Raw genomic sequence first — 23,933 nt, forward strand, 5'->3', positions numbered from 1 at the left:
ACGCCCACCGGCCGGCCGCCGGCGGGGCGTGAGGTCCCGCCGGCCGCACGCGGCCGCGGGGGTGTGCGGCGACTCGCCTCGCCGCACACCCCGACCCCTCCGGCTCTGCCGGGCCGGAGGTCATCGCGTATGTACGGATCCAGTACGGAGGCAAGGATGAGTACGACGACGGAGTGGCCGGAGGGGCCCGAGCTGCCCACGGAGGCCGACGGTGGCGGTGCGCGTGACGTTCGTGGCGGTGCGCGTGACGGTCACGGGGTGTCCGTGGGCGTCCGCGCCGCGGGCTTCGCCGAGCCGGGAACCGAGACGTCCGGCGGGTGGGGCGCCCGGCTGATCCGCGGCGGGGCCACCACGGAGATCCCGGTCCATCTGCTGTCCCGGGACGGGCCCGCCCCCGTCTCGGTGCGGCTGCGGCCGGCCGTCGTCGGGCGCCGGCGGAGCGGCGGCGAGCAGCCGCACGTCCCGCGCCGGTTGCCGCCGCGACCGCTCTCGCGCCCGGCGCCGGTCGTCGACCCGGACCTCGTCGAGCGCCCCGGGCGCACGCTGCCCGGCGCGGTCGGTGTGCTCGGCGGTCTCGCGGGCGCGGTGGGCGGCGTCGCGTCGCTGTGGCGGGGCGGGGTGCTGCCGCACATCACGGCGCTGCCCGTCCCGGCGGGGGCGCAGCTCGGGCCCGTCCAGTGGGCGGCCGTCGCGGGTTCGGGCGCGCTCGCCCTGTTCGGGCTCGGCGGTCTCGCGCGTGGCCGGACCGGCAAGGCGTGGGTGCTCACGCTCTTCGGCCGCTACCGCGGAACCGTCCGCCGCACCGGCCTGATGTGGGTGAACCCCCTGTTCCTGCGCCGCCGTACCGACGTACGCCTGCGGCACTGGCGCAGTGAGGCGATGCCGGCGGTCGACGCGAACGGGGTCGCCCTGCGCGTCGTCATCCTCGTCGTGTGGCGCATCAAGGACACCGCGCGCGCCGCGCTCGCCGTGGAGGACCACCAGGAGTATCTGCGCCGGTGCGTGGAGGCGGCGATGGCTCGGGTGCTCTCCCAGCTGCCCGCCGACGCCTTCCACCAGGACGCCCCGACCCTGCGCGACGCGGAGGCCGTCGGCGACGCGCTCACAAAGCAGCTCGCCGCCGACGCGGCGCCCGTCGGCATCGAGGTGTTCTCGGCGCAGCCGACGAGGATCGAGTACGCGCCGGAGGTCGCCGCCGCGATGCAGCGACGCCGGATCGCGGCCCTCGACGCGCAGCACCGGGACAGCGTCCTGACGTCGGTGGTCGACTCGGTCGAGGACACGATGACGCGGCTGACGACGCGCGGCCTGGTCGAGCTGGACGACTACGAGCGCAAGGCGCTGGTCAAGGATCTGACGGTGGCGTTCTACACCGGCCGGGGCGGCGACGCGTCGTAGAGTCCCCGCCATGGGGATCTCGAGACTGACGGCCGAAGCCTGGGAGCTCACCGCGTCGGGCCCGCGTGTCCTGCTGGGGATCGCGGGCCCGCCCGGCGCCGGGAAGTCCACGCTCGCGCGGGCCCTGGTCGAGCGGATCGGCGAGCAGGCCGCGTATCTGCCGCTCGACGGATTCCATCTGGCCAACGCCCAGTTGGAGCGCCTCGGGCTGACCGCGCGCAAGGGCTCCGAGCCGAGCTTCGACGTGCGGGGGTACGTGGCGCTGCTGCGCCGGGTCCTCGACGACACCGCCGCGGACATCTACGCACCCGATTACGACCGCACGTTGCACGAGCCCGTCGCCGCCCGGCATCTGGTGCCGCCCGCGGCCCGGCTCGTCGTGACCGAGGGGAACTATCTGGCGTGCGACCTGCCGGGCTGGCGCGAGGCGCGGGAGCTGATGGCGCGGTGCTGGTATGTCGAGGCTCCGGTGGAGGTGCGTCAAGTCCGGCTCGTGGAGCGGCAGTTGGCGGGCGGACGGGACGCGGCGGGGGCTCACGCGTGGGTGGCCGGGAATGACGCGCCCAACGGCGAGCTGGTCGAGGCCTCCCGGGGGAGATGCGACCGGATCCTCTCCACGACGGGCATGGACATGTCTTTTGGTATGGACACGGTCAACTGACGGCAATAATCTGGGCCTTGGTCTAGACCTGATGTAGCGCTGTGCGCACGGCTCACCGGAACTCCCCCACGTTCTCCAGGAGCGGCAGCATGCGAAAAAGGATCTACGCGGCCCTGCTCGGCCTCACCACGGCGGGGGCCTTCGTGCTCTCGTCGGGCGGCGCGAGCAGCCACGGCTACACCGACCTCCCCATCAGCAGGCAGAAGCTCTGCGCCGACGGCACCGTCACCGGATGCGGCAACATCCAGTGGGAGCCGCAGAGCGTCGAGGGCCCCAAGGGCTTCCCGGCGGCCGGCCCCGCCGACGGCACGATCTGTTCCGCGAACCACGGAGAGTTCGGCGCGCTCAACGGCGCCAAGGCCCCCGACGGCCCCGCCTGGCCGACGACCAAGGTCACCGCGGGTGCGAGCCAGACCTTCCGCTGGCAGTTCACCGCGCGGCACTCCACCACGGACTTCCGCTACTACATCACCAAGAACGGCTGGGACGACAGCAAGCCGCTGACCAGGGCCGACCTGGACACCGCGCCGTTCCTCACCGTGCCGTTCAGCGGCCAGCCCCCGGCCACCCTCTCGCACACCGGCACCCTGCCCTCCGGCAAGAGCGGCCACCACGTGATCCTCGCTGTGTGGACGATCGCGGACACGGCGAACGCGTTCTACGCGTGCTCGGACGTTCAGTTCTGAGCATGGCTTGAGGCTCACGGGGCCTTCGCGCGGGTACGTTCCGTGCACGCCGTTCCGACCGGGGCGGCGTGCACGGAACGTGGTATCGGGGGATGGCCATGCAGGTGTTGTTCTTGATCGTGCCCGTGCTCATCGCGTCGGTGGCGCTCTTCATGGCGGTGACGCTGACCCGCCGCTCGATGCAGGTCAGAAGGGCCTGGGCGAGCGGTCTGACCGCAGAGGCCCGCTGTCTGCGCGCGTTCACCTCGACGAGGCGTGACAGCGACGGCCACCGGAGCACCACACAGCACCACGTCTACGAGTTCACGGCCGGTGACGGACGCCCCGTCAGGTTCGAGGAGACCAACGGGCCCGCGACCACCGTGCAGGGCGATGTCGTGACGGTGTACTACACCGCCGACCGCCCCGACCGTGCCACGGCGCACGCCCCGGCCCCGGTGCGGGCCGCAGCGGGCATGGTGTTCCTCCTGGGCTTCCTCGGTCTCGTCGTCGCCTTCTGCGTATTCTTCGTTGTCGCCGCCGCCGAGATGCCCTTCTGACCCGAGGCCCCCATGGATGCCGTCTTCCACATACTCTTCCCGGTCCTGATCCTCGTCCTGATCTGGGCCGGGTACGCGATCGTCCGCAGAAGCAACGAGCGGCAGGCCGCCTGGCGGAGCGGGCTGACCGCGCAGGCACGGGTCGTCCGGGCCTATGTGACGGTCCAGGTGGTCAACAACATCGCCCGCCGGATCCAGTGGCACGAGTACGACTTCACCACCGCCGACCGGCGAGCGATCCGGTTCAAGGAGTCCGGGGGTCCGCCGAGCCGGGCCGTCGGTGACGAGGCGGTCGTCCACTACACGGTCCAGTGGCCCGACAAGGCCACCGCGTCGGAGCCGAGTCCCGGCAAGGACGCCTTCGGCGTGATCTTCGGCCTCGGCGTCATCGTCGTGACCATCGGCATACTCATCAACGTCATGGTCCAGTACGGCTGATCCGCCGCCTGGGTCTCCACTTCTGACGGTACGTCAATTATGGTGCGCGGTCATGGGTCCCATGAGGCGTACCGTCGCGGAACTCGTACAGGAGCGATGGGGCGACCACCGCCCCGGACTGTGGTGCGAGGGCCAGGTCCTCAGCCATCACGAGGTGGCCGCGGGCGCCGCCGCCCGGGCCGCGCTCCTCGCCGACCTGCTGCCCCGGGGAGCCGATCCGCACCTCGGCGTACTCCTCGACAACACCCCGGAGTTCCCGCTCTGGCTGAGCGCCGCGGCCCTCGCGGGCGCCGCCGTCGCCGGCGTCAACCCCACCCGGCGCGGCCCCGAACTCGCCCGCGACATCCTGCACACCGACTGCCGCGTCCTCGTCACCGAACGCGCCCATCTGCCGTTGCTCGACGGTCTCCGACTCCCGGGCGTACGCATCCTGGTGACGGACTCCGACGCGTACGCCGAACTGCTCGCGCCGTACGAGGGAGCCAAGCCCGATCCGGTCCGCGCCACCCCCGACACCCGCATGCTGCTGTACTTCACCTCCGGCTCCACGGGTGCGCCCAAGGCCGCGATCTGCACACAGGGGCGCCTGGCGGCCGCCGGGCAGTCCCTCGTCGGCCAGTTCGGGGTGCGCCGCGACGACGTCCACTACATCTGCATGCCGCTCTTCCACGGCAACGCGGTGATCGCCGACTGGGCGCCGGCCGTCGCGGCGGGCGCGGGCGTGGCGTTGCGACGCCGGTTCTCGGCGTCGCGCTTCCTGGACGACGTACGGACGTACGGAGCCACGTACTTCACGTATGTAGGGCGGGCCGTGCAGTACATCCTGGCCACCGACGAGCGGCCTGACGACCGGGACAACCCGCTGCGGGTCGGCTTCGGCACGGAGGCGGGGGCGGTGGACGCGGCGCGGTTCGCCGAGCGGTTCGGGGTGCGGCTCGTCGAGGGATACGGGTCCTCCGAGGGCGGCGCCGCCATCCAGCGCTCGGCGGGGACGCCGGCCGGGGCGATAGGCCGGGCGACGCCCGGGGACGACCTGGCCGTCGTCGACGCGGCCACCCGGCGGGAGTGCCCGCCCGCGGACTTCGACGCGGACGGGCGGCTCCTCAACGGGGCTTCCGCGATAGGGGAGTTGGTCAACCGGGGGCGTACGCCCTTCGAGGGGTACTGGCGCAACGAGGACGCGTACGGACAGCGGGTGCGGGACGGCTGGTACTGGACGGGGGACCTCTTCTACCGCGATCGCGAGGGGTTCCTGTACTTCGCGGGCCGCACCGACGACCGGCTGCGGGTCGACAGCGAGAACCTGGCGCCCGCGATGATCGAGAACATCCTCGCCCGGTACGAACGCGCCGCCGCCGTCGCCGTGTACGGAGTGCCGGACCCGGTGGCCGGCGACCAGGTGATGGCGACGCTCGCCCTGCGCGTGACGGACCCGGCCGGCCCCTTCGACCCGCTCGCCTTCGCCGAGTTCCTGATGTCCCAGGCCGACTTGGGGACGAAGATGGCGCCGCGCTTCGTCCGGGTCGTGGAGCGGATGCCCGTCACCGCGACGAACAAGGTGCACCGGGTGGGGCTGCGCCGCGAGGGGTTCCGGTGCGCCGACCCCGTGTGGTGGCGGCCACCGGGGGAGAGCGGCTACCGGCGCCTCACCGATGCCGACGTCGTGGCGCTCACGGAGGAGTACGCGGCACAAGGGCGGTCGGAACTGCTGGACCGGTGAGCCGGACGTGCCCGTGGTGCCGGTCAGGCGAAGGCCGCCGCGTTGCGGGCCGCCCACTGGGCGAACGTGCCGGGCTCGCGGCCGAGCAGGGTCCGCACGTCCGGGCTCACCCGCTGCTCGGCGGGGTGCGGCGAACCGAGGATGTCGAGCGTGCCGTCCACGACCGGTTCCGGCATGAACCGCGTCATGAAGGCGCGGGCCTCCGCGCGGCTCAGTTCGGTGAACCGCACCTCGGCGCCGATCGCCTCGCCGAGTGCCGCGGCCTGTTCGCGCGGCGCGACCGTGGCCGGTCCCGTCAGCTCGTAGGCCAGGCCCGCGTGACCGTCCTCGCGCAGCACGACGGCTGCCGCCGCGGCGATGTCCGCCGGGTCGATCACCGGCAGCGCCACATCGGCGAACGGGGCGGCGACGGTGCGGTGGGCGCGTACGGAGTCGGCCCAGGCGAAGGCGTTCGAGGCGAAGCCGCCGGGACGCAGCAGCGTCCAGTCCAGGCCCGACTGGCGTACGGCCTCCTCGAACGCGTGCAGCCTGACGTGCGAGACGGCGTCGGGCCGCGTCACCGCCCCCTGGGAGGAGAGCAGTACCACCCGGCGCACGCCGGCCGCCTTCGCCGCGTCGAGCACGGCGGCCGGCGGCTCCCCGGCCTGATGCAGCTCCGCGCCGATCAGCAGGAACAGCGCGTCGGCCCCCTCCAGCGCGGGCCGCAGACTCTCCGCGTCGCCGACGTCCGCCTGGACGTGGCGTACGGGCAGGTCGGGCGCGGGGCGGCGCGATACGGCGGTGACCTGCTCGCCCGCGGCGTTCAGGGCGGTGACGAGCGGACGGCCGACGTTCCCGGTGGCACCCGTGACAACGATCATCTTCAACTCCCTTGTCCTGCGGGGACCTTGAGGCCCCGCCCGGTTCTCGAAAGCTAGCATCCTGAGTAAAGTAGGTACCTAGAGGAAAGTGACTTCCCGGGAGGGCTGTATGAGCGGCAGTACGCGGTGGCAGGGGGGCGGGCCCGAGCAGGCCTGCCCGATCTCGCCGGTCCTCGACATCGTCTTCAGCCGCTGGACCACGCCGATCCTGTGGGCGCTCAACGAGTACGGCACCCAGCGCTTCGTGCAGCTCCAGCGCGCCATCGGCACCATCACCCCGAAGGTGCTCACACAGCGCCTGCGGCAGATGGAGCGCGACGGACTCGTCGTGCGCACGTACTACCCGGAGGTGCCGCCCCGGGTCGAGTACGAGATCAGCGACCTGGGTCGCAGCCTCGCACCGCTGTTCGCGACACTCGCCGAGTGGTCGTCCGGGCACCTTCCCCTGGTCGAGGAGGCCCGGCAGAGGTTCGACGCGGGGGAGTCGACGGGGCCTTCTCCGGTCACGGGGCCTTCTCCGGTCAGGGGTCGACTCCGGTGACGGGGCCGTCCCATGCTGCGGGGTCGTCCCCGGCTGCCGGGCGGTCTCCAGCCGCCGGCCCCGCCCGATGACCTCCCTCGCCGCCTCCCTGCGTGACCCCTCCTACCTGCGCGGCAGCGCCCCGTGGCGCGCCGCCGGGTATCTGGCGGGAGGGGTGCTCGTGGGGGCGCCGCTCCTGGTCACCTTCGTGACGCTCGGCGTCGCGGGCGCCGTGCTCTCCCTCGTCCTCGTGGGGCTGCCGCTGCTCGCCCTGCTCGCACTCGCCGGGGTCCCGGTCGGGGCGCTGGAGCGACGGCGGCTGCGGCCCGTGACCGGGCAGGCGGCGCCCAGCCCGCACCGCACACCGGCCGACCCCGGCGCCACGGCCTGGCTGCGGCTGCGCCTCGGTGAGCAGGCCACCTGGCGCGAACTCGCTTACGCCGCACTCCTCGCGCTCGTCCTGTGGCCGCTCGACCTGCTGGTCCTGGCCTGCACGGTCGGCCTGGCCGGGGTGGTGGCGGCGGCGCCGCTCCAGCTCGCGAGCGCCGGGCACGACACCCGGGTCGTGAAGCTCTGGCTCATCGACTCGTACGGGCAGGCCGCCCTGTGCACCGTCGCCGGGCTCGCCCTGCTCGCGGTGCTCCTCTATCCGCTCGGCGCCTACGCCGCGGCCCGGGGCGCGCTCGCCCGGCTGCTGCTCGCGCCCCGCGAGACGGAGGAGGAGGCGCGGCTCGCGGAGGTCACCAGGTCGCGGGCGCGCCTGGTCGCCGCGTTCGAGGCCGAGCGGCGCCGCATCGAGCGCGACCTGCACGACGGTGCCCAACAGCGCCTGGTCGCCCTCACGATGAGCCTCGGACTCGCCCGCCTCGACGCCCCCGCGACGGGACCGCTCGCCGAACGCATCGCCGCCGCGCACGACGAGGCCGGCCAAGTCCTCGTGGAGCTGAGGGAGTTGATCCACGGAATCCACCCCCAGGTCCTCGCCGACTACGGGCTCGCGGCCGCTCTCGACGACGCCGCCGACCGCTCGGCCGTCCCCGTCGATACCCGTATCGACCTGCCCCGGCTGCCCGGGCCCGTCGAGTCCGCCGCCTACTTCGCGGTGTGCGAGGCCCTCGCCAACACCGCCAAGCACAGCGGCGCCACCCGCGCCCGGCTCACCGCACGCCATGAGCGGGGCCGCCTCGTCATCGACGTACGCGACGACGGGGGCGGGGGCGCCGACCCCGCGCGCGGCAGCGGGCTCACCGGACTCGCCGACCGGCTCGCCGTCCTCGATGGCACACTGACGATCATCAGCCCGGCCGGCGGGCCGACCGCACTGTCCCTGGAGATTCCGTGTCCAGCGCTCTGAGAGTGGTCCTCGCCGAGGACGCGGTGCTGCTGCGCGAGGGCCTCGTGGGCCTGCTCGCCCGGTTCGGGCACGCGGTGGTCGCCGCGGTCGGTGACGCGGACGCGCTACGTGCCGCCGTCGCCGAGCACACGCCGGACCTCGTCCTCACCGACGTACGGATGCCGCCCGGCTTCCAGGACGAGGGCCTGCGCGCCGCGCTCGCCCTGCGCGCCGATCGCCCCGGCCTGCCGGTCCTGGTCCTCAGCCAGTACGTGCAGCGCTCGTACGCGGCCGAGCTCCTCGACACGGGCGACGGCACCGGCGTCGGCTATCTGCTCAAGGACCGCGTCGGGCAGGTCGAGCAGTTCGTCGAGGCGGTGGAACGGGTTGCCTCCGGCGGCACGGTCGTCGACCCCGAAGTGGTACGCCAGCTGCTGCGCCGCCGCCGCGACCCCCTGGAGCGCCTCACCCCGCGCGAGCGCGAGGTGCTCGCCCTGGTCGCCGAGGGCAGGTCGAACGGCGCGATCGCCCGGGACCTGGTGGTGAGCGAGGCCGCGGTCGGCAAGCACATCGGCAACATCCTGGGAAAACTGGACCTGCCCCCGGCCGACGACGCGGACACCCATCGAAGGGTGCTGGCGGTGCTGGCCTACCTGCGGGCTTGATGCGCGAGCGACCGCAAGCGAAAGGCTCCGGCCTCCGCGAGGGCCTGCCCATAGCGAAGGCCCCCCACTCTCGTGGAGGGCCTTCACCGTGTCTGTGCGCCGCCAGGGACTCGAACCCCGGACCCGCTGATGCTGTGTCTTTCCGGGGGACGACCCCCGGCCCCCCAGCCGCCTTCGCTGCGTCGGGGCGGGCCGCCCGCCAATAAGCGAAGGCCCCCCACTCGCGTGGAGGGCCTTCGCCGTGTCTGTGCGCCGCCAGGGACTCGAACCCCGGACCCGCTGATTAAGAGTCAGCTGCTCTAACCAACTGAGCTAGCGGCGCCTGCTGACTCGAAAATAATACCTGGTCCTGAGGGGTGCTTCGCACACCCCTGGCGTGGGTCCTAGATCGCCAGGGAGAGCAGCAACGGAGCCGCACCGCGGTTGAGCGTGTCCGCCGCGTGGTGCAGGCGGTGGGCGTGCTCCAGGGGGAGCGAGAGGGCGAGGCAGCCGACCGAGGAGCCTGCCGTGATCGGGACGGCGGCGCATACCGTGCCCACCGCGTACTCCTGGAGGTCGAGGACCGGCACCGTCGCGGGCTGGGCGTCGAGCTTGGAGAGCAGGACGCGCTCGTTCGTGATCGTGCGCGAGGTGAGGCGGGCCATCTTGTGGCGGGAGAGGTGGTCGCGCCGCCCGTTGAGGTCGAGCTGGCCGAGGAGGCTCTTGCCGATCGCGCTGGCGTGCGCCGCGGAGCGGAAGTCCACCCACTCGTTGACCGCGGGGGTCGTGGGGCCCTGGGCGAACTGGGTGATGCGGATCTCGCCGTCCACGTACCGGCTGAGATAGACCGCCGCGCCCACCGTCTCGCGCAGCCGGTCGAGGGTGCGCTGGAGGCTCGTGGTGAGCGCGTCCTCGCGGCCCTGCGCCGAGCCGAGGCCGGTCAGCGTCTCGCCCGTGACGTACGCGCCGTCGGAGGTCTGCTCCACGTACCCCTCGCGGCGCAGCATGCGCAGCAGTGGGGCGAGTCGGTCGGCGGGCAGCCCTGTCTCGTTGCCGAGCTCGGTGCCGGTGACGCCGACGCCGCGTCGTGCGACGGTTTCGAGCACACGAAGGGCGTGCTGCACCGAGTGGTGCTGCGCGATCGACTCGTGTTTCAGCGCCACGGCATCCCCCTGCAAGGACCGGTTCCGGACAGCTGGCCTCGCTCCACGATAGCCGTCAAGGGGCCTTTGTGGGGCGCCTGTTGGCGACTTTGGTGGCGCGCTCCGGGCCTGTCAGCAGGAACGCGCCACCCTGGCATATGCCAAAGTCATGCCCCAGGTTCGGGGCCTCGATACTTACCGGCCCTCACCGATCGTGGTCACAGAACTGCGCTGAGAAATTCCCGCGTCCGCTCGTGCTCCGGATCGCTGAAGATCTTCTCCGGCGACCCGGACTCGATGACCCGGCCCGCGTCGAACATCAGGACCTGGTCCGAGATGTCGCGGGCGAAATTCATCTCGTGGGTCACGCAGAGCATCGTGATGTCCGTGGTGTGCGCGATGTCGCGCAGCACGTCCAGGACGCCGGCGACGAGCTCCGGGTCGAGCGCGGAGGTGACCTCGTCGAGGAGCAGCACCTGCGGCCGCATCGCGAGGGCGCGGGCGATGGCGACGCGCTGCTGCTGGCCGCCGGAGAGCTGCGTCGGGTACGCGTCGCAGCGGTCGCCGAGACCGACCATGTCGAGCAGCTCGCGGGCGCGCTGCTCCGCCTCGTCCTTGGAGAGGCCGAGCACGGTGACCGGCGCCTCCATGATGTTGCGCAGGACCTTCATGTTCGGGAAGAGGTTGAACTGCTGGAAGACCATCCCGATGTTCTTGCGGACCTCGCGGATGTGCTTCTCGCCGGCCGGGACGAGCTTGCCGGCCCTCTCCTCGTGCGTGAGGTAGTCGCCGTTGACCTTGATCGTGCCCTCGTCGGGCTTGATCAGGGTCATCAGGAGCCGGAGGATCGTCGTCTTGCCGGAGCCCGACGGACCGATCAGCGTGACGTGCTTACCCGAGTCGACGGAGAAGTCGAGCTCGTCGAGGACGGTGTTGCCGCCGAAGCGCTTGACGACCTTGTCGAAGCGGATCAGCTCGCTGCCGTCCACCTTGGGGTTCGGCTGGTCTTTGGGGAGGTTCGCGTCAGCGGACAAGACGTCGCTCCAGGGCTCGGAGGAGGAGGGAGGAGGGGTAGGCGATGACGATGAAGGCGACACCCACGACGGTCAGGGCCTCCGTGTACTGGAAGGTCTGGGCCGCTTCCAGGCGGGACCGCTGAAGCAGTTCGAGCACGCCGATCCCGGCGAGCAGCGGGGTGTCCTTCAGCATCGCGATCACGTAGTTGCCGAGCGCCGGGATCACGCGGCGGATCGCCTGCGGCAGGATCACCGCCGTCCACGTCCTGCGGTACGGCAGGCTCAGCGCCCGTGCCGCCTCCCACTGGCCGGCGGGCACGGCCTCGATGCCCGCGCGGTAGACCTGCGCGGTGTACGTCGAGTAGTGCAGGCCGATGGCGACGATGCCGGTGGTCAGAGCGGAGAACTGGATGCCCCACTCCGGCAGCACGAAGTACAGGAAGAAGAGCTGCACGAGCAGCGGGGTGTTGCGGATGAACTCGGTGACGATGCCCACCGGCCAGCGCACGAAGCGCGTCGGGGCGCGGAAGGCGATGGCCCAGACCAGGCCGAGGCTGAAGGAGATCAGCGAGCCGAGGACGAGGGCCTGGAGTGTGACGAGCACGCCGTCCCAGAAGTGCGGCATGAAGTCGGCGACGGCCGACCAGTCCCAGGTGCTGGATGCGGTGGTGATCACGCGCCGCCACCTCCCGCGCTGGTGGGAACGGGAGCGGTCTCCGTCGTCCGACGGATGCTGAGCTTGCGCATGATGCCGGTTCCCGGGTCGGGGCGCCGGCCTATGCCGGCCTTGGTCTTGCGCTCGAGCGCGCGCATCCCGCGCGTGAGCAGGAAGGCGATCACGAAGTAGATGACCAGGGTGATCGCGTAGATCTGGGCGCTCTCCTGGGTGGCGAGGCGCACCAGGTACGCGGCGAACGAGACGTCACCGATGCCGAGCAGCGAGACCAGGGCGGTGCCCTTGAGGAGCTCGACCAGCAGGTTCGAGAACGGCGGGATCATCTCCGGTACGGCCTGCGGCAGCAGGATCAGCCGCATGCGCTGCCAGGGGGTGAAGCTCAGCGCGACCCCCGCTTCGCGCTGGGCGGGCGCCACGGCGTTGAGCGCGCCGCGCACCACCTCGGCGCCGTACGCGCCGTAGGACAGGCCGAGCGCCAGGACCGCGGCCCACATCGGGACCAGCGACCAGCCGGCGAGCTGCGGCAGCACGAAGAAGATCCAGAACATCAGGATCAGCGCCGACGTGCCGCGGAAGACCTCGGTGTAGAAGCCGGCGAGGAAACGCACGGTCTTCAGCCGGTGGGTGCGGGCCATGCCCACGCCGAAGGCGACGACGGTCGCGAGGGCCGCGCTGTACACGGTCAGCTGGATCGTGATCCAGATGCCCGGAAGGACCCAGTGTTCCCACAGTCCCGCTGTCATTTGCACAGCTCCTCTGCGGTCAGCTTCGTCATCTCGGCCTGGGTGAAGCCGAACGGCCGCAGGATGCGGAAGAGTTCGCCGCTCGCCTTCATCTTGTGGATCTCCTTGTTGAAGGCGTCGCGCATCTTGGTGTCGTTCGAGCGGAACGTGAATCCGCCGCCGTCGACGTGCTTCTTGCCTCCGACCAGGGGAGCGAACGGCTCGGTGTGCTCGGCCCTGCGGCTCTTCTTCGTCACCTCACGCGTGGTGAGGGCGGTGCCGGCGAACACGTCGATGCGTCCCGCCTCCACGGCGTTCAGGCCGGCGACCTGGTCCTGGAGGATGACGATGTCGCTTTCCTTGTAGCCCGCCTCGACCGCGTAGGCGATCTCCGCGTAGCCGGTGCCCGTGCCGAACTTCGCCTTCGCCTTCACGCAGTCCGCGTAGTCGTGCAGGTTCTTCGGGTTGCCCTTGCGGACGATGAAGGAGTCCAGCATCTGGTACTCGGGGTCCGAGAAGATGACCTGCTGGCAGCGCTCCTTGTTGATGTACATCCCGGCCGACACCACGTCGAACTGCTGGGTCTGCAGGCCGGGTATCAGGGAGCTGAAGTCGGTGGCGACGGGCTGGACATGGCCGACACCGAGCCGTTTGAAGATGACCTTGGCGAGTTCGACGGCCTCACCCGTGAACTTGCCGCTGTCGTCGATGTAGCCGTACGGCACCTCGCCCGCGATCCCGAGACGTACCGTGCCCTGCCCCTGGAGCCGGGCAAGGGTGTCGCCGTTCGGTACGCGGCTGCAACCCGCGGCCCCGAGGGCGCCGGCCGCTCCGACAGTGGTGGCGCCGATGAGCAGGGATCGTCGGCGTATGCCCCTTCTGTTGCTTTCTAGGCTTCGTGTTCCTTCTGTGACATTCCAAATAGGTGGAGCCATGGGCGCGCGGCTACCCGACTCGACACGACCTATGCGTATCAATTCAAGCCCCTGATGCGAGCGGGGCGCCCTTGACCCAGGGGGGAGCATGGGGCTGAACATGGAGGGCATGGCCGACCGATACATCGAAGTCTCCCTCGCCAAGCGGGGAGTTCAGTGCACGGCAAAGCTGCTCGACGACCGCGCTCCGCTGACCTGTGCGGCGGTGTGGGACGCGCTTCCACTGAGCTCCGACGTCTACCACGCGAAATACGCGCGCAACGAGATCTACGCCCTTTTCCCGGCATTCGCGGACCGGGAGCCACCTCTGGAGAATCCGACCATCACCCCCATTCCGGGGGACCTCTGCTATTTCTCCTTTTCCGGCACGGAACTGGGGACCCAGGCATACGGCTACGAATCCGGTGCCGAGCTCGAGCCCGGCGCGGCCGTCGTCGACCTCGCCCTCTTCTACGAGCGCAACAACCTGCTGATCAACGGCGATGTCGGCTGGGTCCCCGGCATCGTCTGGGGCCAGGTCGTGGAAGGCCTCGACCGGATGGCCGAGGCCTGCCAGGACCTGTGGCGCGGCGGCGCGCTGGGCGAGACGCTCGCGTTCAGGCGGGCGTAGGCGCCGGAATTCCGGCGATCCCCGCCTCGTACAAGGTGCGCGCGGCACGCAGGACCAGCGCGTCCGCGTGCCGCGCGCCGACGATCTGAAGGCCCACCGGCAGCCCGTCCGCGTCCACCCCCACCGGGACGGTCGCCGCCGGCTGCTGCGTCAGGTTGAACGGGTACGTGAACGGAGTCCACCCCGTCCAGCGCCGCAGCCCCGACCCCTTGGGCACCTCGGCGCCCGCCTCGAACGCGGTCAGCGGCAGCGTCGGCGTCACCAGCAGGTCGTACGACGAGTGGAACCGGCCCATCCGCCGCCCGAGTGCGGCCCGCGCGTCGACCGCCGCGAGATACGTGAGCGCGCTGACCCCGGACCCCTGCGCACAGATCTCGCGCAGGCCCGGATCGAGCAGCGCGCGCTGTGCGGGCGACAGATTCTGCGTCACCCGCGCCGCCCCGCTGAACCACAGCGTGTGGAACGCCTCGACCGGGTCCGTGACGTCCGGATCGGCCTCCTCGACGTACGCCCCTAGCCCCGCGAGCCCCTCCACCGCCTTGCGGACCGCCGCCGCGACCGCCGGCCGCACCGCGACCTGTCCACCGAACGACGGCGAGAACGCGACGCGCAGCCCCCGCACCCCGCCCCGCAGCCCCTCGCGGAAACCGCCCTCCACCGGGCCGAGCTGCGTCCAGTCACGCCAGTCCGCGCCGGTGATCACGTCCATCATCAGTGCCGCGTCGGCCGCGTCCCGCGTCATCGGCCCCACATGCGCGAGCGTCCCGAACGCGGACGCGGGATAGAGCGGCACCCGCCCGTAGGTCGGCTTCAGGCCGAAGATCCCGCAGAACGCCGCCGGGATCCGCACCGAGCCGCCGCCGTCGGTGCCCAGGGACAGCGGCCCCGCCCCGAGCGCCACCGCCGCCGCGCTGCCGCCGCTCGATCCGCCCGAGGTGCGTGAGAGGTCGTACGGATTGCGGGTCACGCCCGACAGCGGCGAGTCCGTGACGCCCTTCCAGCCGAACTCCGGCGTCGTCGTGCGGCCCACGAACACCGCGCCGTGCTCGCGCAGCCGCGCCACGGACGGCGCGTCCTCCTCCCACGCGCCGTCGGCCCGCACCGTGCGCGAGCCGCGCAGCGTCGGCCCGCCGCGCATCAGCAGGATGTCCTTCACCGACACCGGGACCCCGTCCACCAGGCCCTGCGGCTCACCTCTGCGCCAGCGCTCCGCGCTCGCCTCCGCCTGCGCGAGGGCGGTCTCCGCGTCGAGCCGCACGAAGGCGTTGACCGCGGGATCCACCTCCTCGATGCGGCGCAGGACGGCCCGCGTGGCATCGACGGGGCTGAAATCGCCCTTGCGATAGCCGTCGACGAGCGCTTCCGCGGTCAGCTCGGTGAGCTCGGTCATCCGCTCTCCTCAGGTCGGTCCGGGAGTGCCGATCCGGGATCTGGATCAGCCAGATCATTCAGATCGGTCAGTGTCCGGGGACATACCCACGTTTCTTGTCGACCACGTTCGGAAGCGGCTCCCCGGACTCCCATTTCTCGTAGAACTCCACGAACTGGCGCGACAGTTCGTCCCGCCAGCCGACCGTGTCGCCGCTCATGTGCGGGGAGACGATCAGGCCGGGCGCGGTCCACAGGGCGCTGTCCGGCGGCAGCGGCTCGTGCTCGAACACGTCGAGCGCGGCGCCCGCGATCCACCGCTTGGCCAGCGCGTCGGCGAGATCGTCCTCGACGACGAGCTGCCCTCGGCCCACGTTGATGAAGCGGGCGGACGGCTGCATCATCCCGAAGAGCCGCGCGTCGAACATGCCGCGCGTGTCGTCGGTCAGCGGCGCCGCGCACACCACCCAGTCCGCGCGGGCGATCAGCCGCCCGAGGTCGGCCGGCCCGTGCACGCCGGACCGCGCGGTGCGCCCGACGAGCGCCGTCGTGATCCCGAGCGCCTTCAGCGTCGCGACGATCGCCCGGCCGATCGGCCCGGAACCCACCACGCACGCCCGGGTACCCGCGACGCGCTGCGTCTCGCGGTGGCGCCATTCGCGCTCGTCCTGGAGAGCGAGCGTGCGCGGCAGGTCCTTGGCCATGGCGAGGACGAGCGCGCCGACGTACTCGGCGATCGGCTGGTCGAAGACGCCGCGCGCGTTCGTCACGACCGTGTCCGACGCGGCGAGTTCCGGGCACATCAGCCGGTCGACGCCCGCGCTCGCGGTGTGCACCCAGCGCGGGCGCGGACCCTCGCCCGGCCAGGCGCGGCGCACCGCGTCGGACAGGAAGTCCCACACCAGCAGCACGTCGGCCGAGGGGAGTTGAGCGGCGAGCGTCGACGCGTCGGCGTGCACGACGCGCGCCCGTCCCATGAGCCGGCCCAGGCGCGGCGGGGGGTCGTCGTCGAGCACCAGCAGGGTCACTTCAGACACATTCGCTCCGGTCGTCGGGCCGGGCAGTCATGGGCATCGGGCCGGGATTCCGGCTGGTCGTCGAGTTGGACATGGTGCCGGTCATCGGCAGAAACCGTTTCGCAACGATGGTCCGCTTCATTGGTAGGAAAAAGTGCGGATTGACCACGCTGGCACCCGAACCTACCTTCGTCAACAGAGGCACTTTTCCGTTGCCCAGCCCTGTCCCGACGTCCCGGCCCGCCGGCCGGCTCTCCGCTGCATCGTCTCGTACGTCTCAAGAGACTTGGGGCCTGCTCATGGACGTCTCCTTCCTCGGCGGACCACACCCGCAACGCGGTGTCGGTGTCGTCGCACCCTTCGACTTCGCCCTCGACCGCGAACTGTGGCGCTGGGTTCCGGACGAGGTGTCACTGCACCTCACCCGTACGCCGTACGTGCCCGTCGAGGTCAGCCTCGACCTGGCGCGTCTGGTCAGTGAGCACGAGACCCTCGGCGAGGCGGTGCGCGCGCTGAGCGCCGCCGAACCCGAGGTCCTCGCGTACGCCTGTACGTCGGGCAGCTTCGTCGGCGGCATCGCCGGCGAACGCGCCATGTGCGAGGCCATGTTCCGGTCGGGCGAACGCCCCTCCGTCACCACGTCGGGCGCGCTCCTCGAAGCGCTCGCCGAGCTGGGCGCCCGCCGTATCGCCCTGGTCACGCCGTACACGCGGTCGGTGACCGAGTCGCTGGAGGAGTATCTGGCCGAGGCCGGCATCACCGTCACGGGCCGCGCCTTCCTCGGCCTGACCCGGCACATCTGGAAGGTTCCGTACCGGGACGTGGCCGACATGGCCAGGGGCGCGGCCCGCCTGGACGCCGACGCGCTGTTCATCAGCTGCACGAACCTGCCGACGTACGACGTCATCCCGCAGCTGGAGGCCGAGCTGCGGATCCCGGTGATCTCAGCCAATCAGGTCACGGTGTGGGCAGCGCTGCGCAGGCTGGGTACCCGTGCCGTGGGGCCGTATCAGGCGCTGCTCGACGAGTCGGCGCGCCACTGGCCGGCCCCCGAGCTGCCGCAGATGCCGCAGGAACCGGCCCATGAGCTGCCGGAAGAACAGGAAGGGTGGGCATGACCGCAGTCGGATTTCTCTACCCGGGACACTCGGCCGAGGACGACTATCCGCGTATCGAGATGCTGATCGACAGCGATGTGAGGCTGTCGCTCGTCCACACCGACATCGGTGAGGACGCGCACCGCGTCGACGCGCTGATCGAGATGGGCTCCCCGCAGCGGCTCGCCGCCGGTGTCGAGGAGCTGCGCCTGGCCGGCGCCGAGGCGGTCGTCTGGGCGTGCACCAGCGGCAGCTTCGTCCGGGGCTGGGAGGGCGCGCACGAACAGGTGCGGGACCTGGCCAGAACCGCGGGCCTGCCCGCCTCCAGTACGTCGTTCGCGTTCGCCCACGCCGTGGGCGAGGTCGGCGCGCGCAGCGTCGCGATCGCGGCGACGTATCCGGAGGACGTGGCGGAGCACTTCCGCACGTTCCTGAAGGCGGCGGGGATCGAGGTCGTCTCGGTGCGCGGCAGCGGCATCATCACGGCGGCCGAGGTCGGCACCTGGGGGTGGCCGGAGGTCAGGGCGATGGCGGAGGCGGGCGATCACGCGGACGCGCAGGCGCTGCTCCTGCCGGACACGGCCCTGCACACGGCGGCCTACATCCGTGACCTGGAGCAGGAGCTGGGCAAGCCGGTCCTGACAGCCAACCAGGTCACCGTGTGGGAGGCGCTGCGGCTCGCGGGGCGGCGCGTGAACGCACCGGCGCTCGGCGCGCTCTTCACGAAGGAGCCGCTGGTGCAGGTGTGATCTTCGTCAGGCCTTCGGAACAAGGCGTCCGGAATAAACCGGAGCCATCCTCCGTTAAGTCCGGGCGCAGACAGCACCGTACTTACAGGAGGACTCCGTGGCCGGTAACGACGAGATCCGGGCAACCGCCCAGGGCACCGCCCCCGTGCCCCTCTCGGTCCTCGATCTGGTGACCGTGGGCGCCGGCCGCACCGCGACCGACGCCCTGCGGACCAGCGTCAAGATCGCCAAGCTCGCCGAGAACCGCGGCTTCAACCGCTACTGGGTCGCCGAACACCACTCCATGCCGGGCGTGGCGTCCTCGTCCCCGGCCGTGATCCTGGCGCATCTCGCCGCCCACACCGAGCGCATCCGCCTCGGCTCGGGCGGCGTCATGCTGCCCAACCACGCGCCCCTGGTCATCGCCGAGCAGTTCGGCACCCTGGAGGCGATGGCCCCGGGCCGTATCGACCTCGGCCTCGGCCGCGCCCCCGGCACCGACGGCGCGACGGCCGCCGCCCTGCGCCGCACCGACCGGCTCAACGAGGGCGCCGACGACTTCCCCCAGCAGCTCGCCGAGCTGACCCGGTTCCTCGACGACGACTTCCCGGACGGCCACCCATACGCCCGCATCCACGCGGTCCCGGGCCCGGTGCAGGCCACGTCCCCCGGCGGTGTGCAGTCCCCGCACCGCCCGCCGATCTGGCTCCTCGGCTCCTCCGGCTTCAGCGCCCGCCTCGCCGGTGTCCTCGGCCTGCCCTTCGCGTTCGCGCACCACTTCTCCGCGCAGAACACGGTCCCGGCCCTCGACCTCTACCGCGAGTCCTTCAAGCCGTCCGCGGTCCTGTCCTCCCCGTACGCCCTCATCGGCGTCTCCGCGCTCGCCGCGGACGAGGAGAGGGAGGCCCGCCGCCAGGTCCTCGCGGCCGCCCTCAACATGGTCCGCCTGCGCACCGGCCGCCCCGGCCTCGTCCCGACCCCCGAGGAGGCGGAGACCTACGCGTTCAGCCCGATGGAGCGGGAGTTCGTCGACAGCTGGAACGCGAACGTCATCCACGGCACCGCCGACGAGGTCCGCGCGGGCCTCGACGACCTCCAGAAGCGCACCGGCGCCGACGAGCTGATGCTCACCGCCAACGCCCACACCGCCGAGATCCGCCTGCGCAGTTACGAACTCGTCGCCGACGCGTACGGGCTGCCGCTCGGCTGACCCGGCCGACCCGGGGGTGCCGCCTCGCTCGGGGGAGGCGGCACCCCCCGGTCTTTCACAAACCGCCGGGAAGCCGTCAGGAAGCCGTCAGCAGCGCGGAGATACGATCCGGCGCCACCGGGCGTGAGTACAGCCAGCCCTGGCCCGTGTCGCAGCCGATCTGACGCAGGCGCGCCGCCTGCGCCGCCGTCTCCACGCACTCCGCGGTGACCGTGAGGCCGAGCCGGTGCGCGAGCTGCACCATGGCCTCGACGATGACGGCGTCCGCCGGGGTGGCGTGCTCGCCCCCGTCGTCGTACTGGAATCCGCGCACGAACGAGCCGTCCAGCTTCAGGACCGACACCGGGAGCCTGCTCAGATACGCGAGGTTCGAGTAACCGGTGCCGAAGTCGTCGATGGCGATGTGCACACCCATGTCGCTGAGCGACTGCAGGGCCTGGAGAGGGCGGCCCGCCGAGCCCATCACCGCCGACTCCGTCAGTTCCAACTGGAGGAGTTCCGGGGCGAGTCCGGTCTCCGCGAGGACCTCGGCGACATCCGCCACCAGGTCCGAGTCCCACACCTGACGCACCGCCACGTTCACGCTCACGTAGACCGGCGGCGCCTCGGGGTGCTCCAGCTGCCAGCTGCGCGCCTGCCGGCACGCCGTGCGCAGGATCCACCGGCCGAGCTGCACGATCGATCCGTCCTCCTCGGCCAGTCCGATGAACCGATTCGGCGTGAGCATTCCGAACTGGGGGTGATCCCAGCGCACGAGCGCCTCGACGCCGCGCAGCGCTCCGTCGCCCAGATTCACCAGCGGCTGGTACTCGAGGACGAACTCGCCGCGCTCCACCGCGGGACGCAGGCCCGACGACAGGGCCTGGCGGGTCATCCGGTGCGCGTTGCGCTCCGGGTCGAAGAGGGTCCAGCGCGCCTTGCCGTCGGCCTTCGCCCAGTACAGCGTGGTGTCCGCGGCCTGCATCAGACCCGTCGCCGTCGTGCCCTCCATATGCCGCTCCACGACCCCGATCGAGGCCGACACGGCGAGCCGCTGCCCCGACAGGTCGAACGGTTCCTGGACCGCGCGGAGCACCGATTCGGCGAGCCCCGCAAGCTGTTCCGTACCGGCCGAGTCCTCCACGAGCAGCGCGAACTCGTCGCCGCCGAGCCGCGCGACCAGCGGCGCCGCAGCCCCCGGGCCGTAGCCGATCCGGTCGGCACAGCGCGTCAGGCGCTCGGCGACGGCGGCGAGCAGCCGGTCCCCGATGCCGTGCCCGAGCGTGTCGTTGACCGCCTTGAAGCCGTCGAGGTCGAGGTAGCACAGCCCGATCCGGCCGCTGCCCGCCCCGTCGTACGCGCCCGACTCCAGCGCGGCGGAGAGCCGCTCGAAGAACAGCGTGCGGTTCGGCAGCCGGGTCACCGGGTCGTGCATCTGCAAGTGCCGCAGCCGCGCCTGGAGTTCACGGCGGGCGCTGATGTCCGTGAGGGAGAGCAGCACCGTACGGCCGCCCGGCACCGGCGAGACGGTGACCTGCACCCACACGGAGTGCCCGTCGGGGTGCTTGATCCTGCGGGTGCACGTCAGCCGCGCCTGCCGCCCGCGCAGCACCTCCTGGTACGTCTGCCAGGTGCGGGAGTCGGACGCCAGGTCCACCAGCTCCGCCGCCGTGAGCCCGGTCAGCCGGCCGGGTTCCTCCACGCCGAGCATCACGGCGAGCGCGGCGTTCGCGGTGACCACCTGGCCCCGGCGGTCCACGACGGCCAGGGCGAGGGGTGCGGCGAGGAAGGCCGAGAGGTAGGGCGCGGGCGGGGACGCCGGCGGGAGCGGGGGTTCGACGCCGAGCGCCTCGTGGGCCCGGACGTCCGGGCCCACGAGGCGCTCGGCGTCGGGGGCGGGGGCGTACGGGGGCGCCGCCACCGCTGCGGAACTCTCCGTGACGGCGCGGAGGGTGGAGTCGGGTGCCGCGTCGGCCGCGGTCATCGGCCCTTCGGACATTCCGCTCACCGCTCGCTCCCGCAGTGCAGTCGTTCCGGGGGTCCGGGAGGGTTGCTCCCGGGTCATCACAGTCTGGATGGCGAACGGCCTTCGCAGCCGGGCCCGCGCAGGAAAGTGTGCCGATCATAGAGGCAGCCCCGAGGCGCGATCCAGCCTTGCCCGCCCGATCCGCCGGTTCGGCGGCATCCAGGGGTAGCCGGCAGATCGTTTCTGCTCGTCCCTCGCACTGCTTCTGGCCTCCCGCGATCATGTGTGACGTTCTGTGACCGCCCGGGGTGTCGCCCCCTCACCCGACCGGGCCAGATAAACAGGGCGAAGTCATATAAATCCCCACACTCTGGGTTGGGTGTCCCGCTTTCCCCATCCGGAGGTCGACTTGCCGCGTCCGCTGCCACCCGGTGGAGTGGAGAGGCCCCGCCTGCGCTCTGTCGGTGCGGCCCTCACCGCGCTCACCGCCATGGCCGCAACGTCCCTGGTCGCGGGCCCCGCGATCGCCGCCCCGTATGCGGGTCCCTGCGCGCTGGAGCGCACGGCCGCCCACCACTCGGAGGGCCTCGACACCTGGAACAAGGCCTACCCGCGCCCGGTCCGGACCCTCAACGCGGTGATGGTCTTCCTCTCCTTCCCCGACTCCCGGCCGACGACCACCCCCGAGGAACTCACGGCCGACTACTTCCCCGCCACCAGCGACTTCTACAAGCGGGCCTCCTACGGGAGGTTCCATCTGGTCCCGCACCCGCAGCGCCGCTGGCTCCGCATGCCGCACGCCTCGACCTCGTACGCCATAGAGCGCGACTGGGACGCCGCGCACCGCGGTGCCTATCTGCGCGACGCCCTCGCCACGGCCGACCCGCACACCGACTTCAGCAAGTTCGACATCGTCTACTTCGTCGCCGACCCCGATGCCCCGGGCGTCGACTCGGACGCCACGAAGGTCGTCAACTTCGACCAGCCGATGCGCGCCGACGGTACGGACATCAAGCGCGTCGTCACGGTCTTCGAGCAGCATCCGCCCGACCGCAACGTCCTGGCCCACGAGACGGGCCACGTCTTCGACCTGCCGGACCTCTACCACCGGCCGACCGACGGCAAGGGCGACTGGGACACGTATGTCGGTGACTGGGACGTCATGGGCAGTCAGTTCGGGCTCGCCCCCGACTTCTTCGGCTGGCACAAGTGGAAGCTGGGGTGGCTGGCCCGGCGGCAGGTGGTGTGCGTGACGGGCAGCCGACGGCTCACCCTCGAACCCCTGACGTCCGCACCCGCGCGGGCGGGCGCGGCGCCCGGAACCAACGGTGCGCCCTTCGGCGTGGGCGACGGGACGAAGCTCGCCGTCGTACGCACCGGGGCGGACAGCGCGATCGCTCTGGAGGCGCGCGGTGCCGACGGCAACGACGGGGCGACGTGCTCCGAGGGCGTCCTCGTCTACCGCGTGCGCAACGAGACCCCCTCCGGCAGCGGCCCGGTCCAGGTGCTCGACGCGCACCCCGACACGGACGCGTGCTACGGCGACTCGGTCTATCCGCCGCTCGCGGACGCACCGGTACGGGTGGGTGAGAGTTTCACGGTGCCGGGCGAGAACGTACGGGTGAAAGTCGAGGGGCGCACGCGGTCGGGGGCTTGGACGGTCAAGGTCGAGACGGGCTGAACGACTGTCGCGGTGGCCGTTGCGGCGTACCGCCGCACCGGCATACGCAAGCCGCCACTCGCGTGGAGGGCCTTTGTTTGTCTGTGCAACCGCCAGGGACTCGAACCCCGGACCCGCTGATGCTGTGTCTTTGCGGGGGACGACCCCCGGTCCCCCAGCCGCCTTCGCTGCGTCGGGGTGGGCCTGCCCATAGCGAAGGCCCCCCACTCGCGTGGAGGGCCTTCACTGTGTCTGTGCGCCGCCAGGGACTCGAACCCCGGACCCGCTGATTAAGAGTCAGCTGCTCTAACCAACTGAGCTAGCGGCGCCTGCTGACGTCGTAGACCTTAGCATCCTGATCCGAGCCAGGAAAAATCGATATCCGCACCGCAGGTTTGGCGCTCGCGCGGGCCGCCCGGACGCAGGCCCAGAGCATTACCTCGGGCCCCGGCAGCCACGGGTGGCGGGTGTCGGGGGCGACCACCCAGCGTGAGTCGGCGCGCGGTTCCCCGGCGTGGTCGGTGCCCCCGGCCGGCGGTGGGACGGTCACGGCGTCACCGCTTCCATGGCACAGGAGAGGTGGCACGGCGGGGCCCCACTCCTCCCACCCCAGGAGCGAGGGCAGCCGGTGGGCGGTGCCGGGTGCCGTGAACAGGAGCATGCGGCCGCGGTGCGCGGCGACCGGGCCCGAGCCGGGGCCGTCCTCCCACAGCGCGTCTAACATCCGGCGCCCGAACATCGACGGCGCGTTCACCACGTCGAAGGCGGTGCCGCAGGGCAGCACCACGGGGGCGCCGGGCCGTGACTCCCAGAACGCGAGCGTGCTGCGTGGATGCGTTCCTGCCGACGCGAGCCACGCGGCGCCCTCCCGGGTGGCGCCCGCTATGTCGAATCGGTCGTACCGGGTCAGCGGGCCGGTGCTGTTCTGGGGGTGTGTGGCGCTCATGACATCTACATCTACCGGCCGTGAGCGCGCGACTTCCCAGGGTTGCCGGAAATCGGGACAGGA

At 71.7% G+C, this 23,933-nt stretch carries 24 protein-coding genes and 2 tRNA genes; 14 read left to right on the forward strand and 12 right to left on the reverse strand.

Translation table 11 applies throughout. The features are described from left to right. Positions 1-156: 156 nt before the first annotated feature. The 6 genes from OG456_RS22875 to OG456_RS22900 all read left to right on the forward strand — a co-directional run bounded on the left by OG456_RS22875 (position 157) and on the right by OG456_RS22900 (position 5,442). Positions 157-1,398 carry an SPFH domain-containing protein gene (locus OG456_RS22875; RefSeq protein ID WP_266563884.1) on the forward strand — a complete coding sequence of 414 codons (1,242 nt, stop codon included), beginning with the start codon at positions 157-159 and terminating at the stop codon, positions 1,396-1,398. Positions 1,399-1,408: 10 nt separating this feature from the next. Continuing rightward, complete coding sequence (locus tag OG456_RS22880; RefSeq protein ID WP_266563915.1) at positions 1,409-2,059, forward strand: nucleoside/nucleotide kinase family protein; 651 nt, start codon at positions 1,409-1,411, stop codon at positions 2,057-2,059. A gap of 89 nt (positions 2,060-2,148) precedes the next feature. Beyond that, positions 2,149-2,745, forward strand: a complete 597-nt coding sequence (locus OG456_RS22885) for a lytic polysaccharide monooxygenase (protein ID WP_266563917.1) — start codon at positions 2,149-2,151, stop codon at positions 2,743-2,745. Between the two features lie 92 nt (positions 2,746-2,837). After that, positions 2,838-3,284, forward strand: coding sequence for a DUF3592 domain-containing protein (locus OG456_RS22890; RefSeq protein WP_323136350.1), 447 nt, complete (start codon positions 2,838-2,840; stop codon positions 3,282-3,284). Between the two features lie 12 nt (positions 3,285-3,296). Next, on the forward strand, positions 3,297-3,722 hold the full coding sequence (locus OG456_RS22895) for a DUF3592 domain-containing protein (protein ID WP_266563919.1): 426 nt from the start codon (positions 3,297-3,299) through the stop codon (positions 3,720-3,722). A 52-nt stretch (positions 3,723-3,774) separates the two neighbouring features. After that, positions 3,775-5,442 (forward strand): long-chain-fatty-acid--CoA ligase, encoded by a 1,668-nt coding sequence (locus tag OG456_RS22900; RefSeq protein ID WP_266563921.1) that lies wholly within the window; start codon positions 3,775-3,777, stop codon positions 5,440-5,442. Between the two features lie 23 nt (positions 5,443-5,465). Here OG456_RS22900 and OG456_RS22905 read toward each other — a convergent pair whose 3' ends face one another. Continuing rightward, a complete protein-coding gene (locus OG456_RS22905) occupies positions 5,466-6,302 on the reverse strand; it encodes an NAD(P)H-binding protein (protein WP_266563923.1) in 837 nt (278 codons plus the stop codon). A 109-nt stretch (positions 6,303-6,411) separates the two neighbouring features. Here OG456_RS22905 and OG456_RS22910 point away from each other — a divergent pair, with 109 nt between their 5' ends. The 3 genes from OG456_RS22910 to OG456_RS22920 all read left to right on the forward strand — a co-directional run bounded on the left by OG456_RS22910 (position 6,412) and on the right by OG456_RS22920 (position 8,820). Further along, positions 6,412-6,843 (forward strand): helix-turn-helix domain-containing protein, encoded by a 432-nt coding sequence (locus tag OG456_RS22910; protein WP_266563925.1) that lies wholly within the window; start codon positions 6,412-6,414, stop codon positions 6,841-6,843. 67 nt (positions 6,844-6,910) lie between these two features. Beyond that, the gene (locus tag OG456_RS22915) at positions 6,911-8,176 is read left to right on the forward strand and encodes a sensor domain-containing protein (protein ID WP_266563927.1); all 1,266 of its coding nucleotides are present in this window, start codon (positions 6,911-6,913) and stop codon (positions 8,174-8,176) included. Then, positions 8,161-8,820 (forward strand): response regulator transcription factor, encoded by a 660-nt coding sequence (locus OG456_RS22920; protein WP_266563929.1) that lies wholly within the window; start codon positions 8,161-8,163, stop codon positions 8,818-8,820. Before OG456_RS22915 ends, OG456_RS22920 begins: the two co-directional genes overlap by 16 nt. A 248-nt stretch (positions 8,821-9,068) precedes the next feature. On the opposite strand, the gene OG456_RS22925 is transcribed toward OG456_RS22920, so the two are convergent. The 6 genes from OG456_RS22925 to ehuB form a co-directional block, all read right to left on the reverse strand. Then, positions 9,069-9,142, reverse strand: a tRNA-Lys gene (locus OG456_RS22925). A 61-nt stretch (positions 9,143-9,203) separates the two neighbouring features. Then, on the reverse strand, positions 9,204-9,962 hold the full coding sequence (locus tag OG456_RS22930) for an IclR family transcriptional regulator (RefSeq protein WP_266563931.1): 759 nt from the start codon (positions 9,960-9,962) through the stop codon (positions 9,204-9,206). 197 nt (positions 9,963-10,159) lie between these two features. Next, positions 10,160-10,975, reverse strand: coding sequence for an ectoine/hydroxyectoine ABC transporter ATP-binding protein EhuA (gene ehuA, locus OG456_RS22935; protein ID WP_266563933.1), 816 nt, complete (start codon positions 10,973-10,975; stop codon positions 10,160-10,162). Further along, the gene (gene ehuD / locus OG456_RS22940; protein ID WP_266569388.1) at positions 10,965-11,582 is read right to left on the reverse strand and encodes an ectoine/hydroxyectoine ABC transporter permease subunit EhuD; all 618 of its coding nucleotides are present in this window, start codon (positions 11,580-11,582) and stop codon (positions 10,965-10,967) included. The genes ehuA and ehuD overlap by 11 nt, the downstream gene beginning before the upstream one ends. Positions 11,583-11,629: 47 nt before the next feature. Further along, the gene (gene ehuC / locus OG456_RS22945) at positions 11,630-12,376 is read right to left on the reverse strand and encodes an ectoine/hydroxyectoine ABC transporter permease subunit EhuC (protein WP_266563935.1); all 747 of its coding nucleotides are present in this window, start codon (positions 12,374-12,376) and stop codon (positions 11,630-11,632) included. Beyond that, the gene (gene ehuB / locus OG456_RS22950) at positions 12,373-13,290 is read right to left on the reverse strand and encodes an ectoine/hydroxyectoine ABC transporter substrate-binding protein EhuB (protein ID WP_266563937.1); all 918 of its coding nucleotides are present in this window, start codon (positions 13,288-13,290) and stop codon (positions 12,373-12,375) included. The genes ehuC and ehuB overlap by 4 nt, the downstream gene beginning before the upstream one ends. A 109-nt stretch (positions 13,291-13,399) precedes the next feature. Between ehuB and OG456_RS22955 the strand changes: the two genes are divergently transcribed. Then, positions 13,400-13,900: a DUF3830 family protein gene (locus OG456_RS22955; protein ID WP_266569389.1), complete on the forward strand. Its 501-nt coding sequence runs from the start codon at positions 13,400-13,402 to the stop codon at positions 13,898-13,900. Here the strand turns inward: OG456_RS22955 and OG456_RS22960 are convergent. Beyond that, positions 13,887-15,290, reverse strand: a complete 1,404-nt coding sequence (locus OG456_RS22960; protein WP_266563939.1) for an amidase — start codon at positions 15,288-15,290, stop codon at positions 13,887-13,889. The genes OG456_RS22955 and OG456_RS22960 overlap by 14 nt on opposite strands. A gap of 67 nt (positions 15,291-15,357) precedes the next feature. Continuing rightward, positions 15,358-16,245, reverse strand: a complete 888-nt coding sequence (locus OG456_RS22965; protein WP_266569390.1) for a D-2-hydroxyacid dehydrogenase — start codon at positions 16,243-16,245, stop codon at positions 15,358-15,360. 338 nt (positions 16,246-16,583) lie between these two features. Here OG456_RS22965 and OG456_RS22970 point away from each other — a divergent pair, with 338 nt between their 5' ends. The 3 genes from OG456_RS22970 to OG456_RS22980 all read left to right on the forward strand — a co-directional run bounded on the left by OG456_RS22970 (position 16,584) and on the right by OG456_RS22980 (position 19,319). Further along, positions 16,584-17,402: an aspartate/glutamate racemase family protein gene (locus tag OG456_RS22970; RefSeq protein WP_266563941.1), complete on the forward strand. Its 819-nt coding sequence runs from the start codon at positions 16,584-16,586 to the stop codon at positions 17,400-17,402. Next, positions 17,399-18,130, forward strand: a complete 732-nt coding sequence (locus OG456_RS22975; protein ID WP_266563943.1) for a decarboxylase — start codon at positions 17,399-17,401, stop codon at positions 18,128-18,130. Before OG456_RS22970 ends, OG456_RS22975 begins: the two co-directional genes overlap by 4 nt. A 97-nt stretch (positions 18,131-18,227) precedes the next feature. After that, a complete protein-coding gene (locus tag OG456_RS22980) occupies positions 18,228-19,319 on the forward strand; it encodes an LLM class flavin-dependent oxidoreductase (protein ID WP_266563945.1) in 1,092 nt (363 codons plus the stop codon). 76 nt (positions 19,320-19,395) lie between these two features. Here the strand turns inward: OG456_RS22980 and OG456_RS22985 are convergent, their stop codons facing one another. After that, positions 19,396-21,297, reverse strand: a complete 1,902-nt coding sequence (locus OG456_RS22985) for a bifunctional diguanylate cyclase/phosphodiesterase (RefSeq protein WP_266569391.1) — start codon at positions 21,295-21,297, stop codon at positions 19,396-19,398. Between the two features lie 457 nt (positions 21,298-21,754). On the opposite strand from OG456_RS22985, the gene OG456_RS22990 reads away from it, so the two are divergent. Then, positions 21,755-22,945, forward strand: a complete 1,191-nt coding sequence (locus OG456_RS22990; protein WP_266563947.1) for a M6 family metalloprotease domain-containing protein — start codon at positions 21,755-21,757, stop codon at positions 22,943-22,945. A 234-nt stretch (positions 22,946-23,179) separates the two neighbouring features. Here the strand turns inward: OG456_RS22990 and OG456_RS22995 are convergent. Then, positions 23,180-23,253 (reverse strand) — tRNA-Lys (locus OG456_RS22995). Continuing rightward, positions 23,244-23,870, reverse strand: coding sequence for a bifunctional DNA primase/polymerase (locus OG456_RS23000; RefSeq protein ID WP_266563949.1), 627 nt, complete (start codon positions 23,868-23,870; stop codon positions 23,244-23,246). Before OG456_RS23000 ends, OG456_RS22995 begins: the two co-directional genes overlap by 10 nt. Positions 23,871-23,933 lie beyond the last annotated feature (63 nt).

Source organism: Streptomyces sp. NBC_01446 (assembly GCF_026340095.1).
GTDB lineage: Bacteria > Actinomycetota > Actinomycetes > Streptomycetales > Streptomycetaceae > Streptomyces > Streptomyces aureus.

Bases quoted from the DNA above. Each gene is read 5' to 3' on its own strand.
- OG456_RS22970 (WP_266563941.1), top strand. From the start codon at position 16,584: ATGGACGTCTCCTTCCTCGGCGGACCACACCCGCAACGCGGTGTCGGT.
- OG456_RS22985 (WP_266569391.1), bottom strand. From the start codon at position 21,297: ATGTCCGAAGGGCCGATGACCGCGGCCGACGCGGCACCCGACTCCACC.
- OG456_RS22990 (WP_266563947.1), top strand. From the start codon at position 21,755: ATGGCCGCAACGTCCCTGGTCGCGGGCCCCGCGATCGCCGCCCCGTAT.
- OG456_RS22975 (WP_266563943.1), top strand. From the start codon at position 17,399: ATGACCGCAGTCGGATTTCTCTACCCGGGACACTCGGCCGAGGACGAC.
- OG456_RS23000 (WP_266563949.1), bottom strand. From the start codon at position 23,870: ATGAGCGCCACACACCCCCAGAACAGCACCGGCCCGCTGACCCGGTAC.
- OG456_RS22875 (WP_266563884.1), top strand. From the start codon at position 157: ATGAGTACGACGACGGAGTGGCCGGAGGGGCCCGAGCTGCCCACGGAG.
- OG456_RS22960 (WP_266563939.1), bottom strand. From the start codon at position 15,290: ATGACCGAGCTCACCGAGCTGACCGCGGAAGCGCTCGTCGACGGCTAT.
- OG456_RS22965 (WP_266569390.1), bottom strand. From the start codon at position 16,245: ATGGGACGGGCGCGCGTCGTGCACGCCGACGCGTCGACGCTCGCCGCT.
- OG456_RS22910 (WP_266563925.1), top strand. From the start codon at position 6,412: ATGAGCGGCAGTACGCGGTGGCAGGGGGGCGGGCCCGAGCAGGCCTGC.
- ehuD (WP_266569388.1), bottom strand. From the start codon at position 11,582: ATGCCGCACTTCTGGGACGGCGTGCTCGTCACACTCCAGGCCCTCGTC.
- ehuC (WP_266563935.1), bottom strand. From the start codon at position 12,376: ATGACAGCGGGACTGTGGGAACACTGGGTCCTTCCGGGCATCTGGATC.
- OG456_RS22880 (WP_266563915.1), top strand. From the start codon at position 1,409: ATGGGGATCTCGAGACTGACGGCCGAAGCCTGGGAGCTCACCGCGTCG.
- OG456_RS22955 (WP_266569389.1), top strand. From the start codon at position 13,400: ATGGCCGACCGATACATCGAAGTCTCCCTCGCCAAGCGGGGAGTTCAG.
- OG456_RS22900 (WP_266563921.1), top strand. From the start codon at position 3,775: ATGGGTCCCATGAGGCGTACCGTCGCGGAACTCGTACAGGAGCGATGG.
- OG456_RS22895 (WP_266563919.1), top strand. From the start codon at position 3,297: ATGGATGCCGTCTTCCACATACTCTTCCCGGTCCTGATCCTCGTCCTG.
- OG456_RS22890 (WP_323136350.1), top strand. From the start codon at position 2,838: ATGGCCATGCAGGTGTTGTTCTTGATCGTGCCCGTGCTCATCGCGTCG.
- OG456_RS22915 (WP_266563927.1), top strand. From the start codon at position 6,911: ATGACCTCCCTCGCCGCCTCCCTGCGTGACCCCTCCTACCTGCGCGGC.
- OG456_RS22885 (WP_266563917.1), top strand. From the start codon at position 2,149: ATGCGAAAAAGGATCTACGCGGCCCTGCTCGGCCTCACCACGGCGGGG.
- OG456_RS22905 (WP_266563923.1), bottom strand. From the start codon at position 6,302: ATGATCGTTGTCACGGGTGCCACCGGGAACGTCGGCCGTCCGCTCGTC.
- ehuB (WP_266563937.1), bottom strand. From the start codon at position 13,290: ATGGCTCCACCTATTTGGAATGTCACAGAAGGAACACGAAGCCTAGAA.